This window comes from Mycobacterium sp. (assembly GCF_008709575.1).
Classification (GTDB): Bacteria; Actinomycetota; Actinomycetes; order Mycobacteriales; family Mycobacteriaceae; genus Mycobacterium.
The window spans coordinates 1-1104 of the sequence record NZ_VYIK01000182.1 but is presented as its reverse complement, the minus strand read 5'-3'; the positions used below and the strand labels follow the sequence as shown (position 1 = coordinate 1104).

General features: G+C 64.5%; 1 protein-coding gene. It reads left to right on the top strand.

Annotated elements, in window-relative coordinates; translation table 11 throughout:
• The coding region (locus F6Q13_RS17715) for a transposase (RefSeq protein WP_293059343.1) at positions 1-962 on the top strand (962 nt) is incomplete at its 5' end.
• Positions 963-1104: the final 142 nt, after the last annotated feature.

Below are 1104 nucleotides of genomic sequence, written 5' to 3'. Positions count from 1 at the left end.
GTCAGCAGGCCACGCTGCGGCGCTTGAACAAGGCGTTCGACGGGTTCTTCCGCCGCGTCAAATGCGGCGACAAGCCCGGCTATCCGCGGTTCAAGGGAAAGCATCGGTTCGACAGCGTGGAGTGGCCCAAAGATGGTGACGGTGCACGCTGGCTACCCGAGACCAAGCGGGTGTATCTGCAGGGCATCGGCCAGGTGAAGGTACATCTACACCGCCAGGTACAGGGCCGGGTGAAAACGATCCAGATCAAACGCCAGGGGCGCCACTGGATGCTGGTGCTTTCGTGTGACGAGGTACCGGCCAATCCGCTGCCGGCCACGGGCGCCCAGGCCGGAATCGATGTCGGGGTGGTGACCTATGCGACGCTCTCTGATGGTACCGAGGTCGCCAATCCGCGGTGGGCACGTCAGGAGGCCGCCCGGCTAGAGGCGGCTCAGCAACGATTACAGCGCGCAAAGCGGGGCTCCAATAACCGGGTCGCACGCCGCGAAACGGTGGCTGCGAGACACCGCAAGATCGCTAACCGGCGCAAAGACTTTCACCACAAACAGGCCCGCAAACTCGTCGCCCGCTACGACCTACTGGCGGTGGAGGACCTCACGATCTCGAACATGGTTCGCCGGGCTAAACCCAAACCTGACCCGGACAACCCCGGGCAGTTCCTCCCCAACGGCGCCCGGGCGAAGTCCGGGCTGAATAGATCGATCAGTGACGCTGGCTGGGGCCAGTTCGTCTCGATACTGCGCGCCAAAGCGGAAGACGCTGGGCGTACCTGGATCGAGGTCAACCCCCGGCACACCTCCGATGGGTGTGAGTGCTGCGGCCACGCAGCACCCGAGAATCGCGTCAGCCAAGCGGAATTCGTCTGCCAACGCTGCGGTCACCAAGCACCGGCCGACGAACATGCCGCACGCAACATACTCAGGGCCGGACTGGCCCTACACACCGCAACCGCGGCGTAAAAGAAGCCGGTCGCTTCAGCGGCCGGAGAAGTCACAAGGTCAACACGGCGGCCGGCGTCGGCTTTCGGTGCGGCGGCGCCGAGCACGGGTCAACGGCTCATGGATCCGATGAAGTAGGTTTCGTGCCCGGTGGGGTATCCGC